This is a genomic window from Stenomitos rutilans (assembly GCF_059505485.1).
On record NZ_JCACKR010000077.1, the window covers coordinates 1 to 20,882 of the forward strand.

17 protein-coding genes are annotated in these 20,882 nt (G+C 47.8%); 7 read left to right on the forward strand and 10 right to left on the reverse strand.

Going from position 1 to position 20,882, the window contains the following annotated elements; all coding sequences use genetic code 11:
- Positions 1–27: 27 nt before the first annotated feature.
- From AC5JLP_RS13655 to AC5JLP_RS13665, 3 genes are all read right to left on the reverse strand, one after another.
- Complete coding sequence (locus AC5JLP_RS13655) at positions 28–201, reverse strand: hypothetical protein (protein WP_496068465.1); 174 nt, start codon at positions 199–201, stop codon at positions 28–30.
- A gap of 209 nt (positions 202–410) precedes the next feature.
- Positions 411–803, reverse strand: coding sequence for a DUF4240 domain-containing protein (locus AC5JLP_RS13660; protein ID WP_496068466.1), 393 nt, complete (start codon positions 801–803; stop codon positions 411–413).
- A 42-nt stretch (positions 804–845) separates the two neighbouring features.
- On the reverse strand, positions 846–1,397 hold the full coding sequence (locus AC5JLP_RS13665) for a hypothetical protein (protein ID WP_496068467.1): 552 nt from the start codon (positions 1,395–1,397) through the stop codon (positions 846–848).
- 396 nt (positions 1,398–1,793) lie between these two features.
- Between AC5JLP_RS13665 and AC5JLP_RS13670 the strand changes: the two genes are divergently transcribed.
- Both AC5JLP_RS13670 and AC5JLP_RS13675 read left to right on the forward strand, forming a co-directional pair.
- Positions 1,794–2,072 (forward strand): hypothetical protein, encoded by a 279-nt coding sequence (locus tag AC5JLP_RS13670; RefSeq protein WP_496068468.1) that lies wholly within the window; start codon positions 1,794–1,796, stop codon positions 2,070–2,072.
- Between the two features lie 239 nt (positions 2,073–2,311).
- Positions 2,312–2,866, forward strand: a complete 555-nt coding sequence (locus AC5JLP_RS13675; RefSeq protein WP_496068469.1) for a hypothetical protein — start codon at positions 2,312–2,314, stop codon at positions 2,864–2,866.
- Between the two features lie 53 nt (positions 2,867–2,919).
- Here the strand turns inward: AC5JLP_RS13675 and AC5JLP_RS13680 are convergent, their stop codons facing one another.
- The 7 genes from AC5JLP_RS13680 to AC5JLP_RS13710 form a co-directional block, all read right to left on the reverse strand.
- Positions 2,920–4,233 carry an N-acetylmuramoyl-L-alanine amidase family protein gene (locus AC5JLP_RS13680; RefSeq protein WP_496068470.1) on the reverse strand — a complete coding sequence of 438 codons (1,314 nt, stop codon included), beginning with the start codon at positions 4,231–4,233 and terminating at the stop codon, positions 2,920–2,922.
- Positions 4,234–5,376: 1,143 nt separating this feature from the next.
- Positions 5,377–6,846, reverse strand: a complete 1,470-nt coding sequence (locus tag AC5JLP_RS13685) for a transglutaminase domain-containing protein (protein ID WP_496068471.1) — start codon at positions 6,844–6,846, stop codon at positions 5,377–5,379.
- A gap of 883 nt (positions 6,847–7,729) precedes the next feature.
- Complete coding sequence (locus tag AC5JLP_RS13690) at positions 7,730–9,904, reverse strand: hypothetical protein (protein ID WP_496068472.1); 2,175 nt, start codon at positions 9,902–9,904, stop codon at positions 7,730–7,732.
- Positions 9,894–11,963, reverse strand: coding sequence for a DEAD/DEAH box helicase family protein (locus tag AC5JLP_RS13695; protein WP_496068473.1), 2,070 nt, complete (start codon positions 11,961–11,963; stop codon positions 9,894–9,896). The genes AC5JLP_RS13690 and AC5JLP_RS13695 overlap by 11 nt, the downstream gene beginning before the upstream one ends.
- Entirely contained in the window at positions 11,953–12,570 is a 618-nt protein-coding gene (locus AC5JLP_RS13700; protein WP_496068474.1) for a hypothetical protein, read from the reverse strand. The genes AC5JLP_RS13695 and AC5JLP_RS13700 overlap by 11 nt, the downstream gene beginning before the upstream one ends.
- A 220-nt stretch (positions 12,571–12,790) precedes the next feature.
- On the reverse strand, positions 12,791–15,001 hold the full coding sequence (locus AC5JLP_RS13705; protein ID WP_496068475.1) for a Piwi domain-containing protein: 2,211 nt from the start codon (positions 14,999–15,001) through the stop codon (positions 12,791–12,793).
- The gene (locus AC5JLP_RS13710; RefSeq protein ID WP_496068476.1) at positions 14,998–15,819 is read right to left on the reverse strand and encodes a PD-(D/E)XK nuclease family protein; all 822 of its coding nucleotides are present in this window, start codon (positions 15,817–15,819) and stop codon (positions 14,998–15,000) included. Before AC5JLP_RS13710 ends, AC5JLP_RS13705 begins: the two co-directional genes overlap by 4 nt.
- A gap of 176 nt (positions 15,820–15,995) precedes the next feature.
- Between AC5JLP_RS13710 and AC5JLP_RS13715 the strand changes: the two genes are divergently transcribed.
- Genes AC5JLP_RS13715 through AC5JLP_RS13735 form a run of 5 tightly spaced genes read left to right on the forward strand, consistent with a single transcriptional unit; the run spans position 15,996 to position 20,872 of the window.
- Positions 15,996–16,436, forward strand: a complete 441-nt coding sequence (locus AC5JLP_RS13715; protein WP_496068477.1) for a DUF6932 family protein — start codon at positions 15,996–15,998, stop codon at positions 16,434–16,436.
- Complete coding sequence (locus AC5JLP_RS13720) at positions 16,433–17,896, forward strand: helix-turn-helix domain-containing protein (protein WP_496068478.1); 1,464 nt, start codon at positions 16,433–16,435, stop codon at positions 17,894–17,896. The genes AC5JLP_RS13715 and AC5JLP_RS13720 overlap by 4 nt, the downstream gene beginning before the upstream one ends.
- A gap of 21 nt (positions 17,897–17,917) precedes the next feature.
- Positions 17,918–18,562, forward strand: a complete 645-nt coding sequence (locus AC5JLP_RS13725) for a DUF4186 family protein (RefSeq protein WP_496068479.1) — start codon at positions 17,918–17,920, stop codon at positions 18,560–18,562.
- Positions 18,552–19,574 (forward strand): radical SAM protein, encoded by a 1,023-nt coding sequence (locus tag AC5JLP_RS13730; protein WP_496068480.1) that lies wholly within the window; start codon positions 18,552–18,554, stop codon positions 19,572–19,574. The genes AC5JLP_RS13725 and AC5JLP_RS13730 overlap by 11 nt, the downstream gene beginning before the upstream one ends.
- Positions 19,571–20,872, forward strand: a complete 1,302-nt coding sequence (locus tag AC5JLP_RS13735; protein ID WP_496068481.1) for a hypothetical protein — start codon at positions 19,571–19,573, stop codon at positions 20,870–20,872. Before AC5JLP_RS13730 ends, AC5JLP_RS13735 begins: the two co-directional genes overlap by 4 nt.
- Positions 20,873–20,882 lie beyond the last annotated feature (10 nt).

Sequence of the window (20,882 nt, forward strand, 5' to 3'; positions counted from 1 at the left end):
GATTTCCTCAAGTCTTATGTCACCTTTCTACGCCCCAACTGCGTAAGTCCTATTAGTGTTGTACTTCCCAATTTGAATGACAAACTGAACAACCTTTTGACCGTCTTCTGTTTTGCTCCAACCCTCCAAAACAGAGCTGTCCCTCTCAATTAGAGGAAGGATGCGTTCAAGAATAGACAGCAGCTCATCTGGAGCGATCATTGCAACTTTAAGGAACTGGTTAGTCCCAGTATGGCTGCTGCATTGTTAATGGCAAAATGTTTTACAGGAAAAGTTAGGGGTTTAAGTGAGTCCAAATCCAGATGTTGAGAGCGAACAGGGTTAAAAGGGAAAACACTTGCATCATGTTTGGACAAGGCAGCCCAAGGTTAGCCAAACTACAAGGAACACCAGTAGGAGTGGAAACTGGGTCAAAACATACACTCACCGGTCTTCGCTTCGTAGACATTCCCAGCAGCATACATCAGAAGCTCCCTATCGATTTCGCCACGCTTTGCACGATCAGCGGCACGCTCAGGCTCTTGTAATGCTGCCTCAAAGTACTCTCGACCCTGCCCAATTAACCATGCTTTGAAATACAGGAAACCGTCATCCGAACAGAAGCCGCTAATTGTGTGAGCAACATCCCATAAGTCCGAGCGGTCACTTTCACCCATCTGATCCAAAAAATGGTCCTGAAAGGCGACAATCTCTGCCAAAGGCAATGGCTCAAGCAGTCTCTGCAAGGCAAGCGCTTGCTCCTCATGAGTAGTACTCACTTGCCGACTCGCCTCGATGATCGCCCAAAACTGATCAATGTACATGAGCCTAATTCTAAGACTGAACAGAAAGCAGAAATGCCTGTATTAGCTGGACTTGACGGATTCCATGATGGTGAACTGCTGTCTGAGCGTGTTAACTAAAGAGGTTATGTCCCTACTGAGTACAAGTGTTTGTTCAGAAGTAGAGCTGCATTCCAACATGCCAGCACGGCACAGAACGGAATCAACCACAGCAAAAGAATCAGCTACAAAGTCTGCCAACGATGGCGAGGCTTCACTAGCATGGCGACAAAGTTGTTGCATGGAGTAGATCCGCTTAAGTTTCGCGGCACCAGCGCTCAATAGCAAGTCATATTGCTGTGCTTTTTCAACCAAAACCGCGATCGACGGTTCTTGAGTTGCTTCCATTGCTGAAATCTCGGCAAGTAATTCGTTAACTATGGGATCACGTTTCGGTAGTTCTCCGAACCGACGCTTTAACGATTCCACGCAACAGATCCATAGAGTCAAGTAAGCCGATCGCGGCGCAGAGGCTTTAGCAGCTCGAACAGCTTCTGCGAAAAGCTTTCTGTCTTCGTCATTTGATACTTTCTCCTCATACGAATCCAAAAGAGCATAGAGCTGTGCTTCAGTCATTGCTTACCTCTACTGGTGAATCATAATCTTGAAAGTTTTGACAGAAGGCTGATTTTAGTACTTTTTTACTAACATTCAAACTCTATTGAACACTAATTCCCTTAAAACGCAACCGCAATAAAGTGCTGCACCGAGATCATTTGTTCTATGTAGTGAATGGAAGATCACCAGCAGCAAACACTCTCTACCATCTACATCCGTAATCCATTGCTTGTCCTACAGCAACATTAGACAGATAGTACAACTAAGACAATTTTAGATGATACCGGATATTATCCGGTGTTTGCGGTCGGAAATAGTGCTAAATTAACCCCACAGTTTACCCCCGAAGTCGCTTCAATGTTTCACACGCGGAGTAAAGGTAGATCATTTACCACGAATGATTTGCCAAGAAGCATGAAGCCCAGAGAATTTTGTCGTGCCTGGTTCCACGCCACGCCGACAGCGGAAGAAACACGAGGTTATCGCAGACAGTGCGTTAAACTCCTTGCGGAAGTGATTGGTCTAGAGGAGGACACCGTTGACCGTTGGGGTTCAGGGCTTGATTTCCCCGGCATGCCCTCCCAGTACGAGAACACGCTGGGCTATGCCCTTACCATTAAGCAGATGTTAGAAGCGGCTGGTAGTCAACGGAGCATTTTTGAGGCGGTACTAGAACAGAGGAAAAAGCTATAAATCTTTACATCGAATTTATCACCGGAAATCATGCCTCCTTTCTATTGACCTTCAGACGTCGCTTTTCTATGGTGGAAGTTGCTTTGAAACTGCATTGAGTCACGGCGGTAGAAGACCAATCACCAGCGAAAGCTTCGAAGCTTTTGCTGAAATTTCGCAGTGGCGTTGTGAGAGCGCTCGGCTTGTCGCTTGCCACTCAATGCATGATGCATTTCCTTAACTATGTGTGCTTAGAGCCTATGAATCCCATTATTTATGCTTGCTGCCAGCCGGACGATTGCCTAAAGTTTGTCGAAGCGGACTATCGTCTTGAGTGGTCCGCTATCGCGCCTCAGCTCGGTACGGTGATCTCGATGGGCGCTGAAGCGCGTTGGAGTGTTGTCAGAATCACGGTTTATCGTCCCGAGACGGCTCAAACAGTGGACAGCGTCTACTTAGCTTATATTCATCCAGTAGGACTTTCCGTGCCACCAGATGCCGAATGGGATAGCGACCTCATCCTTGACGCAGAGCGTGGTCTTTCTCTTGAAGTTGTAGCCATCGGCAAAGAAGAATTAGCAGTCGGCGCGCTTGGAGGTTCGCGTCTACCCAAGGTCGGTAACCAGGTAGAAAGCGATGTTGATCCAATGGACGCAGACATGATTATCTATGATCCACCCAAATTTTGGACCATGCGTCAAGTTGTGCCTTACTTTCCAGTTGCAGAAATGCGGCTTACCATACCAGAAAGCGATCCTTATGCAAGAGCTTTTGTGTGTTGGTGTGAACCTACAGAAGCAGTTTCTGAGCCTTAACAAATTGGAGTAAAAGAAAAGGAAAAAGCTTTAAGTAACAGAATTGCTCATCACTACAATAAACCCGCAGACCCATACAGGCGTTTGAGCAGCGCGAGAATCTTGGCACCATAGTTAGCTTCGGCTGACCACCGCCAACTGAGCTGCTCCACGCTGGAAGCCACACCTCGGGCGACTGAGGAGAAACGTGGATCAACCACTGCCTGCACCAACGGTGCTTGATTGGCATAGGCTTTCAAATGTTGAATATGGGCGCGAACTCCAATTTGGGCACTCGGAAAGCTAGCCGCTTCGCGACTGCCACTAGTGACACCGAGACCGCCAAAATTGTTTTGAGCTGGTGGCAACAAACTGCTAGAGGCAAAGCAGTTAGTTTCTAACAAGGCTTGAGCAAAGGCGACATCAGGATTAACGCCTTCGATCGCCGCTTCTGCTTGGTAAAGTTGGGCGATGTCGGGAAACTTCTGCAATCCTGCGGGGTTCACCTGCTTCAAAAACACCTCATAGTCCGAAGGCAGGAGATAGCCAGAACCGATAATGTCGCCCAACGCTTCCGGCTCAAAGGACAGGAGCGTCTGCAACAGTACTGTACGCATCTCGGCATCCCAACCAACAGACACGCCAGCTTCACGCAGTTCAATCGCACGGATGTAGGTGACACCGCCATAGTGTTGCCATCCTGCTGTCGTCGCACGGGGGATGGCAACGGCATAGTGGTCAAGCAGATCAACAGGAATATAAGCATTGCCTTCGACCAGGATGCCCTGCTCGCTGCAGCTTTGTCCGTTGATGCTGATACTAATCGGCGGAAAGGGCAAACCAATACCCCGTTCGGCTAACCGACGACTCCAAGGCAACAAACCCTTGAAAATGCCGTGCGCCAATTCATTAGGGCGCTCGAGCATGAGCGTCCGGTCGGCAAGATTAGTCACAAAACCGAGACTCAAGACCAGCGCCGGAATGTTGATTTGGCGAGTGAACGCCAAGCTGCCAGTCTCTGTGGCCGTATCAGGGTGAACGCCGCGGTTGACCACCGCTGGCACCTGCTGCACGAGCGCTTGCAACAGGAGTTCGGCATGAGTCCGCCGTTCCGTGTTATTGGCAATATAAAAAACGCTGGTGCCTCGCACATTCGCACTGGGGAAGGTCGCGGTTTCGAGCGCTAAGGCGACATCGCCGGGTTGGGACCGCACATTAATCCAGGCGATCGCCTTCGGCAAACTCAGTCCCACCGGTATTTCGAAAACCAGAAAGCCCTGGTATTTCAGATCGCCAGCGCTTTGGTGATGGATGCGCGCCAGGCAGGCTGTATCAATCTCGCCATCAATGGTGCTGCCTTGTCCAGCCCAGAGAAAAATTCGTCCCATCGCTTCACCCCTCCATTTGAAAAATTGGTGTGCGGATTGCTATTGTTTGGCTTGCAGGGTGTTTAAGAATCAGGAAAGCGCTCATGGGATGGGTGTTGGCATGTAAATACCACGACAGTATCAGCTCCCTTAAATCCAATCTGAGCGATCTCACCAATGCCTAGTAGTAGCCATTTCTCCTTAACTGCTAGCTGATCACTCAGATGGACACTCGCAGTGCAATCTTAATGTACTTCTCAACGTCATCTTCAACCACACACCGTTGGTCAAACCAAACTTTGCAGCGTCCATTACGCAAATTGATTTAAGTGCCAACTTCCTAACCGATTAGTAGATGGATATTTGAAATTGGTCGTAGTCTTTGTAAATCACGACATTCAATTGCAAACGTACAAGAGCCCTTATCTATTTTTTGCGATCAGCTCTTGGTAAACATTGTTCTAAGCCCCCCACCATATTGACGCTATAGGGAAAACACACCGCGACTGGTTCATGGGTACTTATTATAGTGGAAGATTTGCAAGCTAGAACTCTAAAACCATTAGATTGAACGTGTCTGCAATTCGGCGTGTCTGCAATGTAGACACGCTAGTTGCCTAACGGCTAGCTTGCTGGAAGGAACCTCAAACCCGTATTTAAGGGAGTAAACTCCCTAAAGCAAGGGGGAACAGGCTTTAAATCGTTGTTGAAGAACATTGATACGGTCAGTTCCACTAGCAAGCTAATTTGGTGGTGCTCTCTTGTAAAAGATAGAGGGAAATAGGCAGTGCTTGCTCTTTCATATTCTATGGCAGTCATACCGACCTTGCTTTGCTGTCCCAACTATGGCTCTGATGCCATCATGAAAAACGGCACCAGACGGAGAAAGGAAAACCATTAGGACTTACGTGGAGGAGGAGGGGGAGGCAAGACTCAAACATAGCTGGGTTTTGCTAGAGGCAAAGTATGAAAGACCCTGTTACTCGCTTGGACTATTGCCAATATCTGCGCTGTACCAACCGCAAAAACAAAGTGGCTTTAAGCAAGCTTTGCTTAAAGCCACTGGGCAACTAGGGGGGTGAACAGGCTTGCCAATGGCAAGCCCTGAACCGATGCGTCTCTCTCAACCCGATTCTGAGGCAGAGCTTTTGCTTGCAGTGCGTACTACCCTTTGTTGAATTCTAATTGTCCGACAGACTCGTAGTGCCCATACTGCTGGTCACCCGTGAAAAGTTGCACCTCGTAGGTGCCAGTACCCGGCAGAGGACAGGCTAGCTGCGTACCCTGGCTTGTCTGTTCCGTGCAGTGTTCGGTTTGTTGGCTACCTTTCGCACCGTAACTTGCCATCAACCATCGCTGGCGAGGATTCTCCAGTTGAATCACCGCGTTGCCCTGCACAGCCGTTTGCGAACGAGTGGGTGACAGCAACTTCAATCCTTGCGCGAAGAAACCAGGACGCAGCATCGGTTGCCGGAAAAAGTCGCCACGCGACAGCGGTTGAGGCAAAAGCTGCCAGGCGGCATCGTCTGGGAAATGGCTGACGACCATGACGGTTGGTGGCGGGAACAGGTAGCTGGTGCCATATTGTTTCGTAAAACTAGAGCCATTGACAGAGCCGCTATCCCAGGTGGCATCGATCAGATACCAGTTGCCTGCAATCCTGGCAGCATTCCAGGCATGACTACCACCATTCAGGTCGCTGCTCTGACTGCGGGCATCGCCCACGACATACACGATCTCCTCCCCGATCACCTGTCCCAAAGCTTCGAGCAGTTTGGCATAGCCAGCACACACCGCTTTGCGAGTGCGGAAGACGGTTTCGGCATCCTGGGGTGGACGGGGAGTCTGCCCAAAGAAAGCAGGCGCATCATAGGCAATCCGATCAGCGACGTAATCATGCAGCGCTTTGACTCGGAGAAAGGGATCGTGCTCCTGCTGGGCAAGGTACTGCGCCACCGCTGCAATGCTGGTTTCCACACTGGCAGGCATATGAGCCACCGCCGGATGGATGGCAGCGTTCGTGGTCCACAGCGTAGCGGGCTGGGTGTCAGGGTTCGTTGGAGTCGGTTGTGGTATTTTCTGGGCTTGAGGTGTGGGTTCGCTTTGCGGTGTGGGTTGAGTGGACGTTGGCGCTGTGGGTTGCGGCGCAGGACGAATCGCTTTGGTGTCTGCGTATTGTTTGTAAGGATTTTGATGGACTGCCAGATACAGCCACTCCAACTCATTCGCCAGTTGGAAGAGCGATTGCCGAATCCAGGCAATTTGAGGTCCCTGCCGACCCTCCAACATCCAGTCTCCCCGCGTCGAAAGCGCCAGAAAGGAGGTTTGAGGACGCAGTGCCAACAGGCAGGTAAGGAAAAGCAGGTTGAGCAACAGGGTGCGCAGGATGACGCGATCGCCCCAGGTGAGCATTGGCGGCTTCTGCTGACGACGCTTTCGACCCCACAGATCCCAGGCGATTGGGAGGAGGGGAAACAAGAGCACCCCAGAGCAGACTGCCAGCCAGGTGGGACCATTGGTGTACGCAACCAGGGAAGAGGCTAACCATACGCCCAGGACAGGGGTGAGAAAGACCAGCAGGAGCAGCAGTCCTTTGAGTAACCGGGCAGGAAGGTCAAGGAGGAGGAAGCGCATAAGACTGAAAAAGGTTTGTCTGAGTCAAGGATGCCCAAGCTGGCAACGATGTTTGAACAATTGAAAGGGAGAGGGGTGTTGAAGGATTGGTTCAGAACGGATTTTCGGTAGATACAGTGCCAGGATGAGCGGTTTCTGATTCTAGGTCAGGCACAGATGGCGGTAAACTCTCAGGCAAGCGCTGGAGACAAGCACCTGGTTATTAGTCTGATGAACGAACCATAGAACATGGCGACTACTGTTTGGGCTTAGTGGTCTGACCCAGGATGACTCTCACTAGCACCGCGATCGCGATCATGAGGTTGACTACATCGCCATCTGCTAGTTGCAAAGGCGTCGGAGCAACTATCAGTATGCTCTGATCCAGTGAAACAGCGATTTTCTGAGAGGACGGTAAGCAGGCTTGAGATCGAAAGGTTAGAGGACTGAACGGCGGTAATCATCTGCAATGCTCCTAAAGGAACATGAAGCGAGTCTGGCAATAATGCAGGTAATTCCAAAAGGAAAATTTGGCTTGCAGTTCCCAGTTTTCAACTTCGCAGAAGTGGTGAAACGCCTCCACGAAACCTCAAACCTTGAGTAGGTTGAAAGCGTTCTTGGGAGGTTAATAACGAGTCATCTAGTTGACAGCCGCTCGGTAATGAGAGCGGTCAAGAGGAGAAAGGTTGAAAGTCTTTAACACCGAGCTATCAGTTATGTCAGGGATCAAGCTGCTGAGGGGAGTACTTGAGTCAGACAGAGAGTTGTGAAATTGAATCAAACGCTCCAATCCCACCAATTCTACTGCCACTCAACAACCTGGCTCCACAATTTCATGGCAAGTGATAAATCTAAGCTCAGTCTGAAAACCCTCTGTCTTCTAGTTTGTGCTGAACATTGCCTTCTAGTTCCTTGCACTTTCAATAGAACCTGTATACATAGCCCAAACCATATTCAAATCTTGATTCAGAATCTGGCTGTATTCTTGTAATTTCTCAAGCCCTAGTTCTGCTGGCTCAGGTGCTCGACCCAATGCTTCTTCCAGTTGAATGTATCGAAGGCTAAGGTTTGCCAGCTCCTCTTTCAGGCGTAAGATTCGATAGTTTGCGTTTCTAGATTCCTCGGAAATCAAGTCGGCAGAATAGGGAGGCATCGCTTCATAGACAGCTTGAGCAAAGCGGACTTTACTGTTTGGCAGCCGTCTGTTGTACTGTGGTTGAACAGGTGTTTTTTCTCGAATGGCTCCATACAAACTACTCACATCTCCTCCAAACCAGTGATTCGTTGCGATCGCAGCTGATTTTGCAAACTGTTTAAGCGTAGGTGGCCTGCCCCCTCTTTCGTGAAGCAGCAAATGATAGGAGCGCCCAGCTTCTGTGATTTCAGTTTTCCATCGCGCACGAAAATAACTATCCAAGAATTGTTCTGCCCAAGCTCGTCGATAAGCAGTGATAATATCCCGAAGCTTCTCAAATCCTGATCTTCGACTACCTACACTCGTTTGAATTGTAAGAGATACTCCACCTGCTGTTATAGGTGTTGATCTCTGAGAGCTGTTAATAGGTTCAGGCGAACCCAGTTGCGCTTCTGCTTTTATCAACTCATCAAAGATTTTTGAATTAATCGGAGTCTGGAAATTTTCCAAAGCTGCAATCTCACGTCGGTAGTAATGTGCCAATCCTGCCATATCTGTGCGGGAGTACGGGCCTTCACAGAGGAACCAAGCCGTCAAAGCACAACCGTGCCAAAATTTGATGGCAGCCCCAAAGGTTTCCGCCATCAATTCATGGGGAAATAACTCGCTAACAATCTTGTCGGGGAACTTGACAAGCATTACAGTTCCCCATAACTGTTCAACTTTGTTCAATAAATCGTTGGGAAGGAACGTTTGGTAAAGCTGAGGTTGATAGGGGGATTGCGTCGCTTCGTTAAAGTTTAGGAATCGATAATCTTCAACCAATCCCCAAAGCGGTTGCATGCCTACTGCTTGGCGAGCATGGATTTGATCAAAAACAGTCCAATAGTCTTTAAGCACAGCTACACGCTGTTCTACAGGAGATTGCCCACTCGGTTGTTGCCAGTAAGCTGCGGCAATGCGCTCAATCTCTTCGGCTGGAATTCCTTGGAGGGCTGCAACCTCAGTCACCCGACTAACCCCACCAACGAATGGACGAGTTTCAGGAAGCGCCGTTATGATTTGCTCCTCTGGATGCGGTTTTTCACCCAAGTAAGCGAGAAATGCCAGCCAGTCACCACCAAAGAAACCAGCTAAAGTTGGTGCCAAAGCTTTAGTCAAGGCTTGTTTTCGTTTAACCTGTCCGTCTCGCTTAGCTTTTTTGTAATAGCCGTTGATTAACTCTCTTACCCGAAATGCTCGATAACAGCTAGCCATTTGGGGGTGTACTTGCTGTGCCAGGGCTTCGAGCAGCTGTTGTTTTGCTTGCAGTTGTTCTGCGGCTCGTAGCTTATGCCAACCTCCCCCCCAACGCATGACTGCTAATTCATCTGCAACATTAAAGCCAAGTGTTTGATAGAAGGTATCGATCGCATCCCATCGCTGGAGCATCTCTTCACAAGACAGGGTTCCAGAAAGATTACCTCGAAGCTCAAAGGGCAAAAATAGCGCATCAAATAGGGGTTCTAAAACAGCCCAAATAAAAACAGCCTCCGCAGAACTATTGAGCAAGACTTTTCCACGTTCCTCTAACGTAATTCCCATTGCGAAACGATTGTGTTCTCGAAATGCCCAAGGCAAACTCAGTATGCCGACACAAAGGTTAATGCTCTCTGGCAAAAACCAGGCTCCGCATGATTGTTGATGTTCCAACCCATAATTAGCAGTCAAGAAACTTTGGCTGTCATCGCTGAGTCCATGAATTGCTACCGTATTAACCTTTAAATGATTTTGCGTGATGGTTGCGACTTGCTCCCCTTGCAGACTTCTCACAAGCATTTCACCAACAATTTTGTCTAGCTTGTGAAACGACTCGCTTCTATTTTCTTTAGATTCCATCACGAGTAGCGCACTCAGTTCAGTTTGGTTCGCTCTACGCCCAAATGTTTCAAGGTTAGGACTCATGCATCAACCTCACAATTTGCTTAAATTGTTCAAAGGCAACGGGCTGTGGAGTAGATTGAGCATAGGCTGCATAGCGTTGGGCAAGAGCTTCTTCCTCTCGTTCTGCCTTGCGTTGCTCAATGCGCTCTTCGTCGTGTACAACCCGACGATCGATTTCGCCTTCCTCAAATAAGACAAACGTTTCGGGGCGAGTGGCAGTATCCGTCCCACGGGTTCCTGGAAGTTCCTCCTCAGAGGAGGGCGATCGCCAATCAGCAGGAAGCTCATGAGCAGTCAACGGATCCATATCGTTTTCCCGATAAATCGTCTCGATGTGATCATCTAGCCCAAACTCTGCGTGATAAATGATATCCAGGAACTGTTGCTTTGGCTCAACTCGTCCAATTAGTGCTGGATGTTGTAGAACGCGAATACCCCTTCCTATGAATTGGTAGAATTCGCTGAAACTTCCATAGGGACGCATGGGCACGACAAGTGTGATAGGCGAAAAGTCGTAACCTTGCCCTAACATTTTTAGTTGAACAACGCCCTGTAAATCGCCAGAGTCCTGTTCAAATCGGTCTCGAATGGAACGGATGCGTGATTCAGTCATTGAGTGATGCAGATAATCGCAGGGAATTCTATATTCAGTTGCAATACGAGCGATTTGCTCAGCATGGCGTTCCCCCAACGCTGAAAATAGAACTCTCGGTTTAACTGGGTACAAGAGATCAACTTGCTCATCCAGTGCAGTGCGAACAACTCGCATCAATTGACGAATTGATATATCAGATTTAGCCGTAATTCGCGCTAACTTACGCTCGTCCTTAATCAGCTCTAGAAGTGCTTGCCGACCCACAATTTCTTCTCGGCTGCCATCAGACCACAGCATTTCATAAGTGGTTTGTTCAACTTCAGGTGCAAAACGCAGAACTCGTAAATTCTTAGCGTGCCCATCTGCGATCGAGTCGATCAGGCGGTATCGATAGACGACATCGGCATCAATGGGTTTCCCATCCAACCGTTGGAAGCAGGCGGACATTAGTAAAGAGCGAGCTTTTGGGAAGTGTTGGAAAGCTCGCTGGTAAGATTCCGCAGCAGCTATATGGGCTTCATCAACCACAATAAAATCAATGTCGCCAGGTTCCAATTTAAACAGCAAATCATCTTCGTCATTACCTGCACCCAAAGAATGGAAATTGGTAATGATGACATCTGCTTTCAGAAGATCCTCACGCTGAACTACCCGGATTGGGCCATCTTCTCGATCAAGGGTTAAAACTTGGGGTGGCTTACAACCTGGAATGAGCGGACCACCTCGCAAACCATACAGTACATTGCCAACTGCCTGGTGATCAAACGCTTTATCAAAGGTACCTCGAATGACACTACCTGGCGTGATAACCATTGCCCGACGTTGAGCAAATGCCAGACAGGTGGCAACACCAAGGGCCGTTTTGCCTGCACCAACCGACATAATACAAGCTGCCCGGCGCTCTCCAGTACTGAAGTAGTTACCTAAGGCAGTTAACGCCTGAGTTTGGCAACCTCGCAGCGTTCCAAGATTTAGCTTATTCCGAACGGACTCAAAATACGAGCCAGTTGCTTCGTGGGTTGTAGTTGGTGATGGAGAAAAGCTAAATAACGGTGTAGGTTCCATGTCGGGTTGTGCAATTATAGGAGTTTCAATGAGGAAAGTTGCTAACAGCGGCTCACGAGAAAGAATGGACTGAAGTTGAGCAACGCAACGGGTGGTGTCGAGCCGAATTGCGTCATAGGAAAACCGAATGACTACCCAACCAGCTGTATGGAGGTCGTTTTGGCGCAAACGATCATAACTAAATGCACTGCGATCGCTATGAAAAGCAAAACCGTCAAGTTCGATCGCAATTTTCAAATCTTGCCCACTAATGGCATAATCCACGCGATAAGTGCGATCAGCAACGTTAACCTTTTGCTGAGGAATGATCCATTTGCGGATGGTTTCTTTGACAGCGGGCGTCAAAATCCATCTTAGAAAGCAATACTCCAAGAAGGAATTTGAGGCTATTGCTTGATAAAGCGGCATTTCAGGCTGCATCTTCTGATTCCAACTGAGCAATTCGGGGTTGGAGATTCTCTAGGTAAAGCTTGCCTTGATTACATCGCTCTGCCCGATGAGCTACTGCCAAAGCTTCATATACATTGCCTTCGCGCTCATACAACCGAATCAGCTGTCCAAAAGCGAGAATAGCGATGAATTGGGTCGTGTCCTCTCTCTCAATGGCGGCAAATGAAGGATGTGCCTCAACCAACTGAATATCCAACCAGCACAATCGCTCAATTTCAGCTAGCACCCGTGGCTCGTCTCGGCGCTGCTTCCAGAGTGCCTGGTGACAAGCTTGAATAGCAAAATGATAGTCACTCACTGTCCCTGGAAGCTCTAGTGTTTCATGCAGTTGCCGTAGAGTAGTTTGGCCTTTAGTTTCATTAGGTCGAGGCTGAGTTTGCCACCGATGAGCAGGTGAGGCTGAAGTGCTGCCTTCTAAAGTTGGCCACATTATGGAAATATGTCGCTTGCCCTCAAAGCAAAACGTGGAAATTTCTGGAGTGGCGTTGTGTTCCGGCAATCGTACTCGATTCACATTAGGGGCACCAGAGTACTCCACACCAGGAACCTCTGCAAAGCGCCGAAACCATTCTTTCATCTTGCTTCTTCTGGAGTTGGAGGTGGTCGAAATTGCGAGTTTTTGCTTGCTAGTGGTGGGGCAGTACGAATTTAGTATTCCCTACTGGGAACGTTGATTCTAACTCAGGGATAATCCAGAGCCAGTTTGGTACCCGCTTTTCTTTTTACAATCTTTATCGATTGCTTCAGGAGGTTAACTGTGCCTTAAATCGTTCAATTGCCGCCATTACGGAAGTCATCTATAACCAGAATTGTCGATCGCCCTCCAACAAGCTACTTGGGTATATCCCTTGAAGCCGCAATCCAGCTACCCGATCTGCGCCATAAATGGGCATGGGTAAGCGAGGTGCTTTCAAAGCTCCATGGTGGAGCAGTGTGAGTTTCAACGTTGTATCGATAATTTGCTCAATTGGTGCAGGTTCTCCTGCTTCATGCACTGTTAATCGGAGGGGTCTGGCTAACCCTACTCGTTCAGACACTTGGGTTGTAATCAGCACTGCTTCACGCGAGGATAACCGCAATGCTAAACCCTGTGATGGTGCAACTAAAGTTCTTTGGCTCAAGTTATACAACCTTGGAATGCCAGATTTGCGGCATTCCACCAAAATAAATTTTGCCCCGATCGCCCGTGCCCGCTCCAACAGATGTGGAATCTCTTGTCCGCAGAAGCGTCCGTCACGGTAAATTAAAACCGTTTTGCCTTCCAGCGTCGCTGGTAACAGGCGTTCTAGTAGTCGTTGCGGAATTTCTTCTCCTTCCAGTAGAGCATCTTCCAAGACATAACGAATAAATTCGCCCTGCTTGCCGTAAAGCCGCACACTAGCACAAGCATTCAGGGTTCCAGCAAGTTTGGTTTTGGGCGATCGCGAGATGTCTAATCCGATGAAGTAGTCAGCAATCTCTAGCGGCTCCGCCAGAATGAAAGGCAAATTCCCTAGCTTTGCTAAGATTCCCGGAACGACCTGGTTCAGAATTTGTCCATGTTCAACCTCTGCTAACGTGCCATCGTAAATCACTTGGCTTGCGATATTTCGACGCAGAAGCAGCGAGTAGACCAGATGGTAAAAACCGCCTCCATCCTCCTCATCGGCTTCGCGATCGCTCTGTGGCAGAAAGGTCAACACAATATCAACTGGAACTGTGATTAACTTGTTAACGGTTCTCTCCAGAGCAGCTCTTGCCTCAGCAGCACTAAGCCCGCTAATCGATAGAGCTTTGCGGTCAATGATTTCGCTTTCAAACCCATAACGTTTTAGTCGCTGTTGAGCTGCTTCCAGGAAACCGTTCACACTACCGTCGCATAACTTCAGCGCAGCAATCCGAATCATGCCAGGTTGAAAATTGGGATGACGATCATAAACTCCACCACTTGATAGTCCCTGTAAGATACGCCCTCGAACACCCGTAACTCCTTTGCCAAACAGCAATGAGGTTTGGTCTACAGGAGTCGCTGGCTGCCAAAAGAGGTCAGGATGTTCTAGGCTGTTCAAGCTCCGTCCAATTTCAAAACCGTAAGGCAACAGATGTACTGATGCCTGTGCTTTGAAGGTTGTTAGCAATCGTTGCCGCTCTGTATGAGGAATTTTTGTGAATCGTAAAAACTGTCCGTAATCAAATCCAAACTGCCCTGCCGTTTCAGCCGTAATCGAAGGACGAAGAGCGGAAAGTGGGTAGTGAAACGGCTTTTTCCCTTTACCAAACTGAATCGCAACCACTAACTCATCGTCAGGAGCAGTCTCGATGATGTGCCGTGTTGAGAAACCTGCTGCAAGTTTGAGCAGCCGATCGCGATGCTCCCTGACGACACCGACAAGCCGAACAATACTGCCACTACCGCCCATGTCAAAATCCTGAACGGGCAAGCCCACTAGCAAATCTTCTGGATTCCCTTGAGCTGCATTATTGGCATAGAAATCCGCCAAGCTCCCTGAGTATGCAATCTCAGTTTGAACTGCTAATGACAATGCTGCGCGTTCTTCTCCTTGAAGTTCGATCGTTTCTGCCCAAAACTTAATTTTGCGATTCACCGCTAATCCTGCGATCGATGTGACAGAAATTGGTCGAAAGGGTTGCCTGATCCGTAGAATCTGAAATGCGAGTTTGGACAGAACAGGTGGTGAGGCGAACGCAGCACTGTCTTGTTGAAGTCGGAGAGATTGATCACACAAATCTGGAATATCTTGCTGGAGTGCTGAGAGCGCTGTCTGGCACTGAGAGAGATTCAACGCTGGTCGTTGCATTGGAGTGAGCACCCACAGCCGATACTCATACCAAACGACAACAGATTGTTCTAGTTTTCGCGAGAGATGGAAACTCAAGCGATTACCAGTTTCTTGATCAATCTCAGGGGTTATCGTAAAGCTGGCAAGATTAGGTTGGGTGATCGCCAGTGGAAACACTTCACTGAGGAAGACAAGTTCTTGTGAGGGAGCAGCGGTAATAGCAATCATGCAGAGACCTCCTGGGCAGCAAATTGGCAAACTGAGTTGAACTGGCAATATTGGCAGCGAAAGCCGGGGTTGGGCGGAAAGATGCGATCGAACTCCGCAGGGTTCTTGCGGTACTGTTTCTTCTCCGCCTCATGCCGTTGAGCCAAGCGCGCTAGCTCTATCCGAACGGCATTCAGTTGGCTCATGGTTGCCGTGATTGGTTCTGACCACTTGCAGAGTTCAAGGTTATAGAATGAGGCGATCGCTCGTTGACGAGGGAACAGGTACTTTGCAGCAAGCAAATAAACAAACGCCTGTCGTTCATCAAAATCAGAATGGCCCGTCTTCAAATCCAGAATGTGTAGCGTGCCATCCGGTTCAAGCAGGATGCAGTCGATCGCAGCGAAGAGGTTGAAGGTTATGTTCCCGTAATAGAGCTTGATAGGTTCCGGGAAACCCTCATCACCTCGGCTCAAGCTAAAAACTCGCTTTTTGAGAAGGATGGGGTTCTCATAATACTGGGACAAAATTTGGTTCAATCGTTCCCGCACCTCATCAGCTTGCTGATCGAGTTTAAGAATCTCAGAAACCTGCGTGACCCCATCTGTATCCCCAAGCCGTTGAGGGTTCAAGTAAAATTCATAAACCCCTTGTTGCGCTAACAGTCCAATAGTCTGCGGAACGGTGTCTTGTGCCAGGATTGCCGCAACATTGGGTTCTCGCTTCCGAACTTTGGCATAGCCCCGCTTCATATCGCAGTGCCAATGCTCCTGCCCAACTGCCGGAGCAAAAAGTGACCAAAGATTGTAGCTTGCAAACGGTAGCCAGCTTTTTCCCATCTCAACAATCTCCTTGCATGGCTGCTGATAAATGTTGCGCCTCAACGCCAGCCCTGACTTCAAACTCTAAATTCCAACTATTGAAGGGCTCACATTTGACAAAACAAAATCGTTGTGTTAGCACTATAGCACAGGAAAACAGCAAGACAACTTTTTCGTTGTGTTACAATGATTTTATGATTCCACCCTTTAATCAAGATGGATTATTACCACCTGGAATCCACACCGAAGCTTCGTGGCAGGAGTTTGCTCGTCGTTTTGGGCACACTCCACACCGACAGAACCTACTTTCAGGAATGAAAGTGGCTTTGTTAGGGCTGCGAGGGGCTGGTTGCCAGGTTGTCTACGTCGATGGCAGTTTCGTAACAGCGAAGGAACATCCCAATGACTTTGATATTTGCTGGGATATTACGGGAGTCAATCCCGATCTACTCGATCCGCTGTTACGTAACAACAGTCGAGTTGCTCAGAAGGTGAAGTATCTCGGTGAATTTTTTCCGGCACAAACCACTGAAGGAGTGAGCGGAAAAATATTTCTAGAGTTTTTTCAAATTGACAAGGCAACGGGAAACCCCAAAGGCATTGTTGCCCTAAACCTGTGGGAGATATGGTCATGATTAAGAATGAGCGGCAATACCGCATTACTAAAGCTCAAATTGAAAAGTTCTCAAATGCTCTCACTCAACTGTCGGCTTCATCTCAGCAGGATCAGTCTGTCCATCCCATCCTGCGGAAAGCTGAAAGAGATTCGCTAGAATCTCAGCTTACGGAACTGCGCGTCCAAGTCGAAGAGTATGAGGCATTGAAGGATGGACAACAGGCAGTACTCGAATTAGATTCGCTTGAAGCATTACCATTTGCCCTGATCAAAGCTCGGATTGCTGCTGGGTTGACTCAGAAAGACCTAGCTGAGCGACTGGGGATGAAGGAACAGCAAGTCCAACGTTATGAGGATACAGCTTATGCTTCTGCCAGCTTTGCACGTTTAGTAGAAGTCAGTCGTGCGATTGGTGTTCAGGTTCGCGAAGAAGTTTTGTTACCTAGAATCTCACCGGCTGATTTGTTGAGCCGATTAAGCCAAGCTGGAATTGATCGCGATCTTATTCTCAACCGTTTCTTCCCTACTTTGAGTGCTGAAACTTCACAGGATGAAGGTGAAGTCTCTACTAATGCCTTAGTGCTTAGTGCCGCACTCGCTTTAAGGCGGGTGTTTGGATGGTCACTAGCTGATCTATTTAGCTCTAGACCGCTTCAGCTTGATTTAACTCCCCTTGGAGCTGTTCACTTTAAAGTTAATGCAAAAGCAAATCAGAAACGATTAAGTGCTTACACAGTTTATGCTCACTTCCTAGCATTGCTTGTACTAGAAGCCACAGCAGATTTACCAGCGAAACCGATCCCGACCGATCCCAAGCAAGTGCGTGAAGCAATCTGCTCAACGTATGGTGAACTAACATTTTCAAACGCTTTACAGTATGTTTGGAGTTTGGGTATACCCGTTCTTCCACTGAAAGATTCTGGAGCGTTTCATGGTGCATTCTGGCGTGTCAATGGACGAAACGTCATTGTTCTGAAGCAGCGCACTAGGTCCTCATCTCGCTGGCTGCTCGACCTTCTCCATGAACTCTGGCACGCTGCCCAAGAACCAGAGCGAGCTGAGCGAACTGTGGTTGAAGAAGGGGATATTGCACAGGAACGGCAAGACTCACCCGAAGAAAAGACGGCTACAAGATTTGGCGAACAGATCCTACTCAATGGCCGCCAAAAGGAATTGGTTGAGATGTGTACCAAAGAAGCAAAAGGTAGTATTGAGCGACTCAAGAATGCCGTCTTTAAAGTTGCTGCGAGGGAGAAAGTTTTAGTAGGGGCTTTAGCAGATCACATGGCTTATCGGCTATCACTTCAGGGTGAAAATTGGTGGGGTGCTGCGACCAATCTACAAACGGAAGGTATTGAGCCGTGGCAGATTGCTCGTGACGTACTCCTAGAGAAGATCAATTTTGAAATTTTGAATGATGTGGATCAAACACTCTTGATAAGAGCTTTGTCGGATACCTTACCTCAGCAGGAATTTTAGAAGTTATGGAGGTTAAACGCAATGTCGGATAATTGGAATGTTGAGGAGGAGTTAAAGCCACTCCAACTGAAATGCACAAGTTCAGACTGCAATAATGGAAAGCACTGCTATAAACCTACTCGTAAGCAAAAGGCAGCGAATACAGTAGGAGAGTGCCGCTCATGTGATGAACCAGCGCCCTTTGACTGGGATCGTTTACATAAGCTTGATCCTAAGGATCTAGACTACGCGATTGCCGCCTTACGAAATGAGCTTTTCCGCCAACACTACTGGACGAATGAGATTCCTCAAAGAGTCGAGAATTATGCACGTCGTAAAGGTGTCAGCGGCATGAAGGTGGCCATGGAAAGGCAGATCTATCAGTCCATTGGTTCACCTGCTGACAGTTTTGATGGTCGTCAGACTTCGAAAGAGGACTCACCAAAAGTGAATGCGGTGGATTTTGCTCAACATGCGACCGCCTCTTGCTGCCGGAAGTGCGTCGAATACTGGTATGGCATTCCTCAAGATCGATCACTAACAGACCTTGAGATATCATATCTAACGCAATTGGGTATGAGATTTGTTGGCGAACGGTTTCCGTTTCTAACTGAGCAAGGAGAGAAGGTTCCACCAATTCGCTCAAATAAGTCGAATAGTCAGCGGACCAAACGGAGTGAAAGTTGAAATGGTGATTAATACTGAGACTTTGTCTGCACGCTATCGGGAAGCATCTGTAGATTTGCAGCATAAGCAGTTGCTAATTACCAACTTTCACAACACGCAGCAAGAAAATGATCTTACAGAGCCTCCTAATTGCAAAGGATTCGGGCGTATTCGACACTTCAGGCGATCGAGCAGTAATGTATGGCCATCAAATCCATTGCCGATCGATCCAGCTTGTACAACACTAGGACTACAAGCAACCAACATGATTCGAGCGCAAGTTTTTCAAAGTGCAGCTTGTAATTGGCGATGTTGGTACTGTTTCGTTCCATTTGAACTGCTGTCTGCAAATCGTAAATATTCCGAGTGGATGGGCCCATCTCAATTGATTGATCTTTATTTAGATCAACCTGATCCTCCTTTAATGATTGATTTAACAGGAGGACAACCTGACTTAGTTCCAGAGTGGGTTCCTTGGATGATGGCTGAACTAAAAGAGCGAGGTTTAGAGCAACAGGTTTACCTTTGGTCTGATGATAACTTGAGCAACGATTACTTCTGGCAGTTTTTATCAGACGCTGATCTTGAACTTATCGCGACTTATCCAAAGTATGGTCGTGTCTGTTGCTTTAAAGGATTTAATTCTGAGTCTTTTGCATTTAATACTTGTGCTGAACCTGAACTCTTTAATCGGCAGTTTCAATTAATGAAGCGATTGCTGGAGTTAGGGATTGACATCTATGCTTATGCAACGTTCACAACACCAGCAGCCTCAGAAATTACTGCAGATATGGCTCGCTTTGTCGATCGACTTCAGGAAATAGATTACAATCTTCCACTTCGAACGGTTCCGTTGGAAATTCAAACGTTTATCCCAGTCAAGGATCGGCTAAATGATGCCACTCAAGCCGCATTGAAAAACCAATACCTTGCAATTGAAGCTTGGAAAAAAGAATTAGAAAATCGGTACTCTAATATCGAGCGATCAAAATCAATCACAGATGTCCCCTTACACACAAAGCAACTGCAATGACAATTACTGAAATCGAGTCACAAGAGTTTGAACAGTCTGTTGAACAATGGATTTTTGATGCGGTCAAAAACGGTGCTACTACGTTTGAGCAACTGATCAAGTTACTTCCTAGCGTCGATCCAATTATTGCTTTCAAAGCTCTACAAAAGCTTCAACCTTCGCTGCCAATCCCTAAGAGTACCTCATGCACATTGATTAACTCGGCACTGTGGAAGCAACCGAAGCTTACTCACGCCCGCCATCAAGAATCATTACCGCCGCCTCATCCGCTTGATTATGATTGGAGATTTACCGATTCAACCGTTGAATATTTGTTGCAAAAATGTGCGGAAGTCACCCCTCTACACGGTACAATTGTTCTACTTGGAACCCCTAGTCTTTTACACGTAGGAACTGAATCATCTTATCAACGGGACACGGTGTTACTTGAGGCAAATCCAATCATGACGAGTTGCTTGTCTAACACAGTGTTAGGTTCCCAGATAGTAGAGTGTGATCTACTGAGGGATGCACTACCAAACATATCTGCTGAAGCTGTTGTAATGGATCCCCCCTGGTATCCGGAGCACGTTCAATCATTTCTCTGGGATGCATGTCAGTTGTGTCAGATGGACGGACACATTTTAGTCAGCCTTCCCCCAATTGGTACTAGACCTAGTATTGAGCGGGAGTGGCAAGAAACTTTGACTTGGGCGAACCAATTAGGACTTCAACTGATACATCTAGAAGAGCTGTCTCTGTCCTACCTAGCTCCTTTATTCGAGCGTAATGTTTTTAGAGTTACAGGGGTTCATTGTGTTCCGCAGGATTGGAGGCGAGGTAATTTAGCTATCTTCGCTCGAAGAGATTCCACTAACGTCCCCCGACCTATTGTTGCTTCACCCGAGAAGGGGTGGTTAGAAGTAAACCTTTCTAGTGTCAGAATTCGAGTCCGTCCTTGGATCGACTCGGAGTTTGCTGATCCAAGCTTGATTTCAGTCACTCCCAACGATGTGTTGACCTCAGTTAGCCGCCGAGATCCTCGACGTCAACTTGCAGATGTTTGGACTTCTGGAAATAGGATTTTTTCTTGTCAAGGAGGGGGTATACTGTGGCATGTTTTGGATGCTATATCGAGAGATCGCTCACCCCATAAAGCTGTAGAAGCTTTTATAGGGCGGGCACTGCAACCAAGAGAAATTAGTCTTGTCTCTAATGCAATAGAGCAAGCCCTGGATATTATCAGTTTGGAACGAAAGGAGAATTTACTCTTTGGAGACTACTGGAGCAGTACAAACTTCACTTTTGCCGCTAGTTAGTAGTTTACAG